The sequence below is a fragment of the Teichococcus oryzae genome (assembly GCF_008386565.1).
GTDB classification, from domain to species: Bacteria; Pseudomonadota; Alphaproteobacteria; order Acetobacterales; family Acetobacteraceae; genus Pseudoroseomonas; species Pseudoroseomonas oryzae.
The window spans coordinates 1-8,438 of sequence record NZ_VUKA01000046.1 but is presented as its reverse complement, the minus strand read 5'-3'; the positions used below and the strand labels follow the sequence as shown (position 1 = coordinate 8,438).

The window sequence follows — 8,438 nt, the reverse complement described above, 5'->3', positions numbered from 1 at the left end:
ACCGTCAGCCGCCGGACAAGCCTCAGGCATTTCCGCAAGTTGGCGCTTGCGAAAGGAGGCTTGGTGAGGCAGGATGCAGGGGCATATTTTTGTTGCTCCTGCCTCTCGGCGGTGACGGAAAGCTCTTACGGTTGGCGCCGTGAGGGCTTTTTTCGTTTCAGGGCTCTGGGCTGCTCGGCAATCTCCTGGCTGTGGCAAAACCCTAATGTGGCATCGCTCCAACAGCAACTAAGACACTGCACTCAAAGGCAAACTCACCCACGTAGACATGTCGACACGACGACATGTCGAAGCCTCAAGCAGCTGAATCCAGACGATTGACGCGCTTCCAACATGTAGACATGTTTTCACGTAGACATGTTGGGGACATGGAATGCATGTTATCGCGCTGATGAGCCAGAAGGGTGGTGCAGGTAAATCCACCCTCGCCGTCCATCTGGCGACTGAGGCAACGTCTCGTGGGGTTAAGACGCTCCTGCTGGATCTAGACCCTCAGGGGAACCTGACCAATTGGGCACAGCGCAGGGGGGATGCGGCACCAGATGTTGAAGCCATCCACGCTTCGAACCTGGGGCAGACCCTGAAGGACGCCAAGGCAGAGGGCTATGAGTTAGCCTTTGTCGACACCGCGCCAAATGCTGACCGAACCACGATGCTAGTTGCTCAGACAGCCGATCTGGTGGTCAGCCCCTGCCAGCCGGCACAGTTCGATCTGGACGCTCTGAACGCCACAGTGGACCTCTGCCTAGCGCTGAAGCGGCCGGTAGTGGTGGTGATCAACGCGGCCCCTCCTCGCGAGAACTCCAGCGTCGTGGCCGACGCGGTGGCCGTGGTGAAGGAGACGGGAGCGGAGGTGTCCCCGGCCGTCATCTCCTACCGTGTGGCCTTTCGGCACTGTCTGGCCAACGGCAGTACTGCGGCGGAGTACGAACCGGGTGGAAAGGCCTCGCAGGAAGTTTCGAAACTCTATGACGACATGTCTGCACGTCTACGTGTCGACACGTCGGCGCGTCGAGGTGTGTGATGGCTCTGCGCGGTCGTCCTAAGCTCAATGCTCTACCAAGGTCGGCTGCAGCTGCCGCCGAGGAGGTAGCTCCCGGCAAGGCCCCTGTAGCCCCATCCAGGCAGGGAAAGCGCCAAGTGGCCTTCTTCGTCGACGCTACGACCAAGCGACAGCTTGACCGTCTTGGGTTAGATGAGGGCAAGAGGCTTCAGCACCTCATGACAGAGGCGCTGAACCTGCTTTTCCAATCACGTGGCTTGGCCAGGATCGCTGAGACCAAGGAATAAGACGTCGACACCCCAACATGCCAACGTGTAGGCGTGTCTTCACGTCGACATGTGGGATCTGCCCTCTTCCTCAGTCAACCGCCTCAGATACAGCACCAAGTCCAGCGCCCCTTCAAACGCGTGCTGGAGCCATTCTTCCCGGCTCAGATCCTGCCGGCCCTGGGTCGTTCCATAGGCGGCGATGCCCCCTCAACGAGGCTGGGAGTTTGTCGCGGACGGCAGCAACGAGGGGGCCGGGCGAGGGTTGACCTTGCTTACTCAATTAACCCTCCAAACTACTCCCCTAGATGGGACCTATTGTCCCACCGCAGCTTCAGCGCCCACACGCCAGCGGCAGTGACGACCTCCTGCCCACATTGTGCTGCGCTTCTTCCACCAACGCGCCTGCGGCGGGCTGAGCCTAGTCATAGAGCTTGCACAAGTGCTCGTATTCCGGCCGGCGCGGCTTGCTCCAAGCCACCGCGATGACCATGCATTCGAGATGGCGGAGAGGGGAGGCCATTCGGTATGCCGGCGTTCATGGCGCTATAATGATAATCTCCTCAACTCGAGCTTTGCCATGTCCGACCGCTTGAACGTCCTGCTCCAGCACCTCCTGCCGAAGCGGCGTCTGACCACGCTCGCCGGCCGCATCGCCGGGGCGCAAGGAGGTTCAATGACGACCGGGCTGATCCGCTGGTTTGTGCGCAAGTATGGCGTGGACATGAGCGAAGCCGAAAATCCGGAGATCGCGAGCTACAGGAGCTTTAACGAATTCTTCACCCGCCCGCTCAAGCCCGGCCTCCGTCCACTCGCGGCGGCTGACTTCGTCTGTCCGGTGGACGGCGCGATAAGCCAGTTCGGTGCAATCGACGAGCATCACATCCTGCAGGCCAAGGGCCACCGTTTCACCACCATCGAGCTGATCGGCGGCGACGCCTCCCTGGCGGCCCGGTTTCGCCACGGCAGCTTTGCCAACCTGTATTTGTCTCCCAAGGACTATCACCGCCTGCACATGCCGTGTGACGGCGAGCTCAAGCGCATGATCTACGTGCCGGGCGCGTTGTTTTCGGTGAACCCGGTCACCGCGCGCGGCCTGCCAGGTCTGTTTGCGCGCAATGAGCGCGTGGTGTGTGTGTTCGAGTCGCCGGAACACGGTCCGTTCGTGATGGTGCTGGTCGGCGCCACTATCGTCGGCAGCATGGCCACGGTGTGGCATGGCGTGGTTAATCCAACGCGCATCAGCAAGGTTTCCGAATGGAGCTATACTGACCAGGGCATCGTACTGAGAAAAGGAGAGGAGATGGGCCGTTTCCTTCTCGGCTCGACAATCGTGATGCTGTTTAAGCAGAACACCATCGTCTTCAACCAAGATTGGGCGCCGGAACGCTCGGTGCGCCTCGGCGAATGGATGGGCAATCGCTTGGCCTGAGCATCTTTGGCACCCATACGTGGCACCTTTAGCCGGCTGCCATTCCTATAGAACGATAAGCGGCTATCCAATTCGGTTTAACAACATGTCGGGAAAAGCATCAATGGGTGGACACGATCAGCGATAAGATTAGCCTCCCTTGGATCCTTCGAAGCCGACTTAGAAGCGTATTCGCGCCACCTTGTCCTGGGTGAGACGTTCCTGCGCGCGGTGCGATCAGCCGCAGCTCATGTTCCATCCGCGCCTAGATCTCCTGCAGCGCGCCCCAGGCCAACCCGCCCTCGGGCAGATGCGCATCGATCGGGGCACAAAGAGAAAGCGATGGCGGCGTATCCTCCGGCCTGCCGCGCTCGATCCTGGCGAGCCTGAACTGGAGATTGCGCAGCACAGCGTCCGGAGCTGGCATGGGAGGGTTTTATCCGGCGCTGTGCGGCCGGGCGGGTGGCAATTTCAGCACCAGGAAGCCGGAGCGCTCCAGATGCTTCACCAAATGTTCGGCGGCGAGGCTGGCGACCAGCGGCCACCGGGGGAGCGTGGCTTGCCGCGCTCGTCATAGCGCAGCGCATAGGCCAGGGCGTCCGCTAACTCCTCTGCAGAGGCGGCGGAAAAGCCCGGAGGCAGAGAGGCATGGGGAAAGCAGGGGCTTGGAGGGGTCGGGCATGAGCACGACGCTAAACGCGATTCTGAGAACTAACCAAGAACAAACAAGTGACTGGCAGCGCTTCTCAGCCCTGCGGGCTCCATAAGAGGCAAATAGTGCTTATTTTACAAAAAAGCCCTTTTCCGATCTCCGAAGTCATGTTAGAGGCAAAAATATAAGGAGATACATAAATGCCCCACAGAGAACTGATGACCCTGCCTCATGACGATGAAGCGCTTTCTCTTTTGCATGAGCGGATCGCGCACACCCTCACAGATGGCCTTTACCGGGTCGGAGAGGTGTTCGAGCTCACCTTCGGCAAGGAAGCCGCGCATGCTGCGATGTGCAGCTTGCTGTTGAACGGTATTGGGACTGGTGCTCCGGTTACCTGTTCATCCCAGACCTATGAGGAAGCCGATCGTCGGGGGTGGAAGGAATACCTGGACGACCTTCCGGACATTGAAGTGACTCAGCTTTGGCGTGATGGCGCGGAGTATGCCGGCCAAGGTATTGCACCGCACGAGCCGTACGAAGGGGCACCTTCGCTCGATGATCGCAGGCGGCGCGTTGAGAAGATCATCGCGCATGGCCGTGTCCTGGCTACCTGTGCCGAAACCATTTTTGGCAAGGACTATCTGGCCATCTGGGAAGGCGTTGCGGCCCGTGCAGCGATCGATTTCGGCGGAAGCCTTACGCTTGAAGGCATTCGGCTTCTTTCTGGCGTGTCACTCAACGCCGTTCGCAACGCTGTCAGCCTCGGTGAACTGAACCTGGATAAAGCGGGAAGGGTTTCCTCCACTCAGGCCGAAGCGTGGTTGAAGCGCAGGCGCGAATTCTGTCCTTCGCGCTGGAAGAACCTCCAGGACAACCAGGCGCCGTTCGACAGGATTCTTGTGACGGGAGCAGGCGACAGGAGCAATGTCCTTGTTCCTCAGGATGCCGAGGGAACGCCCTTCATGCCCCAGCACGTCGTGCGACCTGCGAAGGGCAGACCCGGCATCAGCATCACAGTGGGCGCCAAAGGGTCGGAAGAGCAGCACAGCGATTTCTTCGACGCATTGAAGGCTCTTGCAGATATGGAGGTTGCACGCTGGCGTCGGCGCAACAGCGCCGGCAACTGGGGCATCGTTCGAGCGCGGGGGCCTTGGGTCTTGGTCAGCAAGGCGGAGATCGAGCGGCAGTTGGCGGCCATCCTGAAGGAGGCGGCGTGACATGGATCACCATGAGACCCGCCATGCCGTGGCTCGCCGACAAGGCCGCGCCATTCCGCCCTTCGTCATTGGCCTGCTGATGGAGCAGGGCTCCTCCATGCGCCACAATGGCGCCGAGGTCTACTTCATGGACAAGGCCGCTCGCCGTCGTACGAAGCATCTCCTGGGCGACCGGATCCATGCCGCCCTGGAACAGTACTTGGATGCCTACGTCGTCTGTGACGAAGGCGGAAGGGTTATCACCACCGCCTGGCGAACCCAGAGGATGAAGCGGCGATGAAGATTTGTCTGCCCAGCGCGTCAGGATCCGCCTCGTTCCGAGAAGGCTGACCATAGGTACTCGACACGCCAGCCACCGGACTTGAGGTGGTTTGAGAGTAAGGCGGCTGGCAGTTCCTTGCGGCAACCTCCTCCATCACTTCTGATCCGAAAGGAAAGACTCGCATCCTTTCCTAAACCACTCGAGGAATGCGAAGAGTCAAATTGCTCCGCTTGATAACGACCGTCGGCAGGATCGTCGCGCCGTTCATAATACAAGGTCAACTTGCTCACAGCGCAGCACCGCAAAGCATCAGAGATAGTGGGATGCAACGTCATTGTTGCTCTCCCTTCTGCTGGAATGCTCGCCAGCATCAGCGTCACACTCGCACTCGGATGTTGCGGCATTAGCCATTTTAGAAGTGGCTCAGGCACCGGCTGATGGCAGAACAGGGTCAACCTGAGAGCGTCGTGAACCTGCTGTGCCTGACAAGCCTGCAGGACGTCTTCTGCCGCTTCGCCGAGTGCAGCAGATAGAGACGACGGTGATCGATTAGGGAGAGTTAGCCAGATCTTACCTTCGACGCTACGCCGATTAACTCCTCCACCCAGTCGCGGCATCGGAGGGACTGATGTTTGAAGATCCTGAGCGCGAGGCGATGATTTAGGCTGTCGATATTGGTCGAAAGGATGTGAAGGCGCCTTGTCACAAGGTGACAAGCGAAACATCATGAATTGAATCAAGCGCTCATCCCAATGGCGACCGGCAGCATTCCGATAACCCCGACGATTTAGCTCTCGAGCGAGATCGGAAGATCGACGATAGCCAATTGACCGAAGATTATTAATCTGGTTCCGAGTGGCATCTAGGAATGCGCGTCGATCCTTCAGTCGATCGCCCAGCGCCTCCACTTCTTGGAAGCTGGGGATATCTGTTGATGTGACACGTTGCCTTGGGGATCCGGCACCGCCCTCCGATCCGTGACGCGTCAGAACATCACCGCCTAGAGACAGGCGTACAGCATTCTGGAAGCGGCTAGCGCTCTTGTACATTCGCCGGCCTACTCCGCTCTGGATTGCAGATAAAGCGACGCAATTGGACCTCCGGCGCAGTCATCTTTCAGGGCATCGTCCGACAGAGGATCCAATTTATAGGATAAACGACAAGCTCAAGTTCACAAATCTGTTGTATCTTCGCAATAAGGGGGGAGACTTTAATTATCCTGCAAAATCAAATTCTTGAATCGCAGAACAGCTACCACCTGACCTATGAGGGTCTCACCTATCCGTCGAAGGCGATCGTCGGTGTCGCCTTCAGGTATCAGAACCCTTCGGCGGCAGCCCTGAAAGCCTCGGAGTTCTCCGGCGGCGCGGCCACGGTGCAGCGAGCCCTGGAACGGCTCGGCTTTGAGGTTGAGGTTGGCGGCTCGGCTCCTGAAGGATCTGAACCGATCGCTGAGGAGGCCGCGGATGAAGACAGCTTCGATTCGGTCACCGAGGCAGACGCTGAAGACCATATCAAGCGAACGATACGCGCCCGTCGCGGCCAGGCTGCTTTCCGGAACCGGTTGCTCAGCGCCTATGGCGGGCGCTGCGCCATCACTGGCTGTGACGTCCTGGCCGTGCTCGAAGCCGCGCACATCGTGCCCTACCGTGGGCAATGGACGAACAAGGTCAGCAACGGCCTGCTCCTGCGGGCGGACATCCACACACTGTTCGACTGTGCGAGGATCGGCGTCGATCCTGCTTCACTGGAAGTCCTGGTCCATCCCGACATCGCGGACCCGGTCTATCGCGCGCTGCACGGCCGTGTTCTGAGGATCCCTGCCGACAAAGCGCTTGGACCCAGCAGGAGAGCGTTGGAGATGCGCCAGGAGAAGCTCGGCCCTCAGATAGGCTCTTGGCGCCGTGACCATTCCGGCTCGATGTTGGGTGCGAAAGGCGTCTCAGGCGATGACTGAATCGCTCGGCTATCCCCCGCCGCCGCCCTCTGATGTCGTCCTGCCGGCTCTTCTGGCTTACCGGGAGGCCTTCGGCATGGAAGCCGAACCGTACCTGTCGGGCGTGAATGGCGGGATGGAGGCGGCCCTGCTCTGGAAAGCAGTCCGGCGCGGCCGACCGCTGCGCGCCTGGACGATCGAGCGGCTCGCCGGCGGCTGGCGCCGTGGACCGCCGCCTGACGTGGTGCTTTGACCAGCGCTGCAGAGAGGGTCTTCACTCGGGCGTCTGGCCAGCGCATCCGGACAGCATCCTATGGCGTCCACTCCGGCACCTGCTGGTCATGGTGCAGCCGCATGCGCTGCAGCCCCACGGCGGCGTAGACCGGCCCGGGCTGATCGGCCTGTACTCCGAGCCCCGGCAGGCTGGCCAGCGCCTCCTGCCCAAAGCGCACTGGCAGCAGCCGATCCTCCGTGCCGAGATAGGCCGCCTGCCACCACCTCAGGATCCGCTCCTCCGCGCTGGCCAGCGCCGCGGCGGAGGGCAGCCGGTCGCGCTTGAGCCGCTGGTTCACCACCCGGTGTGCCGGCAGCAGGTTCCACAGATCGCCGCAGGGCCAGGCCGACCAGGGGAACAGGTGGTCGATGTCCAGCGTTTGCGCCGTCAGCGCCTGCCCGGTCCAGGCGCAGCGGAGTGTGTCGCCTTGCTCCACCAGCCGCAGCGCCAGGCGGCGCGGCACCGCCACGTCCCGCTCGGGATCCGACCAGCACATGGCCGCGGCGGCGGTGCCCGGGTCCAGCGTCGTGCCCCGGCGCCTGGCATAGTCGCCCATCAGCCGCACCCACTCGGCGACCAGCGCCGGCTCCACCCAGGCCGCGAAGCGCTGCAGGGCGCGCCAGAGATGCAGCGGCACACGCAGCGTGCCGAAGGAGGCGAGGTAGGCCGCGTCCAGCTGCAGGGCTTCTGGTGCGGCACCCGCCCGTCCTCGGCTCACCGGCAGGATGGCGCCACCCCGCGGATAGGTCATGAAGGTGGCCGGCATCCGGGTGATGGTCTGGGCCGCGTCACCCAGCGCCGCGTGCAGGGCTTTGGCCGCCGCGCCGCTGAAGCGCTGGCCGATCCGCAGGTCGGCCGCCGGAACCACCCCCTCGAGCAGCGTCCGGAAGCCCTCTTTGGCGAAGCCGAGCCCGTCCGGTCCGCTATTGCCCGGCGCCTGCGGCAGGCGGGACCGGACCAGCGGCAGGTAGAGCCGCAGCCAGAGCAGGGCGACCAGGCCGAGCGGCAGCTGGACGAAGTCATCGCCCTCCGGCTCGGCCAGGCCCGCCGCGCCCTCCGCCGCCCGGCACAGCACCCGCAACAGGCCGAGCTTGTAGGTGGAGCTCTTGGTGTCATTGAGGATGACGTGGCGCAGCAGGGGCAGGGCACCCGTGCCGTCATCCGGCAGGCGCAGCGCCACGCCCGTCCAGGACACTTCCGGCCGGCCCTGCTGGTCCGGCATCGCCAGCTGCCGCAGGAGCATCAGGCCATGGTCACGCGCCAGGGCCTCCACCTCGCCGGTGGAGACCGGGTGCATGCCACTGCCCTCCGGGGCGGGACCATGGCGCAGGGTCAGCACCAGCAGCCCGCCGGGCTTGAGCAGGGCGCAGAGCTTGCGGAAGGCACGGACCCGCTGGCCAGGTGGGACATGCTG

9 protein-coding genes are annotated in these 8,438 nt (G+C 62.1%); 7 read left to right on the top strand and 2 right to left on the bottom strand.

Annotation, left to right across the window (positions count from 1 at the left end):
• Positions 1-373 precede the first annotated feature (373 nt).
• The 3 genes from F0Q34_RS21230 to asd all read left to right on the top strand — a co-directional run bounded on the left by F0Q34_RS21230 (position 374) and on the right by asd (position 2,701).
• Entirely contained in the window at positions 374-1,024 is a 651-nt protein-coding gene (locus F0Q34_RS21230) for a ParA family protein (RefSeq protein WP_241665622.1), read from the top strand.
• Entirely contained in the window at positions 1,024-1,290 is a 267-nt protein-coding gene (locus tag F0Q34_RS22715) for a ribbon-helix-helix domain-containing protein (RefSeq protein WP_370751328.1), read from the top strand. The genes F0Q34_RS21230 and F0Q34_RS22715 overlap by 1 nt, the downstream gene beginning before the upstream one ends.
• A 559-nt stretch (positions 1,291-1,849) precedes the next feature.
• Positions 1,850-2,701 carry an archaetidylserine decarboxylase gene (gene asd / locus F0Q34_RS21225; protein ID WP_149814371.1) on the top strand — a complete coding sequence of 284 codons (852 nt, stop codon included), beginning with the start codon at positions 1,850-1,852 and terminating at the stop codon, positions 2,699-2,701.
• A 244-nt stretch (positions 2,702-2,945) separates the two neighbouring features.
• Here the strand turns inward: asd and F0Q34_RS21975 are convergent, their stop codons facing one another.
• The gene (locus F0Q34_RS21975; protein WP_161600993.1) at positions 2,946-3,107 is read right to left on the bottom strand and encodes a hypothetical protein; all 162 of its coding nucleotides are present in this window, start codon (positions 3,105-3,107) and stop codon (positions 2,946-2,948) included.
• A gap of 425 nt (positions 3,108-3,532) precedes the next feature.
• Between F0Q34_RS21975 and F0Q34_RS21220 the strand changes: the two genes are divergently transcribed.
• From F0Q34_RS21220 to F0Q34_RS21205, 4 genes are all read left to right on the top strand, one after another.
• The gene (locus tag F0Q34_RS21220; RefSeq protein ID WP_161600992.1) at positions 3,533-4,552 is read left to right on the top strand and encodes a hypothetical protein; all 1,020 of its coding nucleotides are present in this window, start codon (positions 3,533-3,535) and stop codon (positions 4,550-4,552) included.
• A 1-nt stretch (position 4,553) separates the two neighbouring features.
• Positions 4,554-4,832 (top strand): hypothetical protein, encoded by a 279-nt coding sequence (locus tag F0Q34_RS21215; protein ID WP_149814369.1) that lies wholly within the window; start codon positions 4,554-4,556, stop codon positions 4,830-4,832.
• Positions 4,833-6,189: 1,357 nt separating this feature from the next.
• Positions 6,190-6,771, top strand: a complete 582-nt coding sequence (locus tag F0Q34_RS21210; RefSeq protein ID WP_206668125.1) for an HNH endonuclease — start codon at positions 6,190-6,192, stop codon at positions 6,769-6,771.
• On the top strand, positions 6,764-7,003 hold the full coding sequence (locus F0Q34_RS21205) for a hypothetical protein (RefSeq protein ID WP_149814367.1): 240 nt from the start codon (positions 6,764-6,766) through the stop codon (positions 7,001-7,003). The genes F0Q34_RS21210 and F0Q34_RS21205 overlap by 8 nt, the downstream gene beginning before the upstream one ends.
• Before the next feature lie 58 nt (positions 7,004-7,061).
• On the opposite strand, the gene F0Q34_RS21200 is transcribed toward F0Q34_RS21205, so the two are convergent.
• Positions 7,062-8,438: HNH endonuclease domain-containing protein (locus F0Q34_RS21200; protein WP_149814366.1), on the bottom strand; the 1,377-nt coding region annotated here is incomplete at its 5' end.

Excerpts from the sequence above, each read along its gene's own strand:
- F0Q34_RS21230 (WP_241665622.1), top strand. The coding sequence starts at position 374 with ATGCATGTTATCGCGCTGATGAGCCAGAAGGGTGGTGCAGGTAAATCC.
- F0Q34_RS21975 (WP_161600993.1), bottom strand. The coding sequence starts at position 3,107 with ATGCCAGCTCCGGACGCTGTGCTGCGCAATCTCCAGTTCAGGCTCGCC.
- F0Q34_RS21220 (WP_161600992.1), top strand. The coding sequence starts at position 3,533 with ATGCCCCACAGAGAACTGATGACCCTGCCTCATGACGATGAAGCGCTT.
- F0Q34_RS21205 (WP_149814367.1), top strand. The coding sequence starts at position 6,764 with ATGACTGAATCGCTCGGCTATCCCCCGCCGCCGCCCTCTGATGTCGTC.
- F0Q34_RS21215 (WP_149814369.1), top strand. The coding sequence starts at position 4,554 with ATGGATCACCATGAGACCCGCCATGCCGTGGCTCGCCGACAAGGCCGC.
- F0Q34_RS22715 (WP_370751328.1), top strand. The coding sequence starts at position 1,024 with ATGGCTCTGCGCGGTCGTCCTAAGCTCAATGCTCTACCAAGGTCGGCT.
- asd (WP_149814371.1), top strand. The coding sequence starts at position 1,850 with ATGTCCGACCGCTTGAACGTCCTGCTCCAGCACCTCCTGCCGAAGCGG.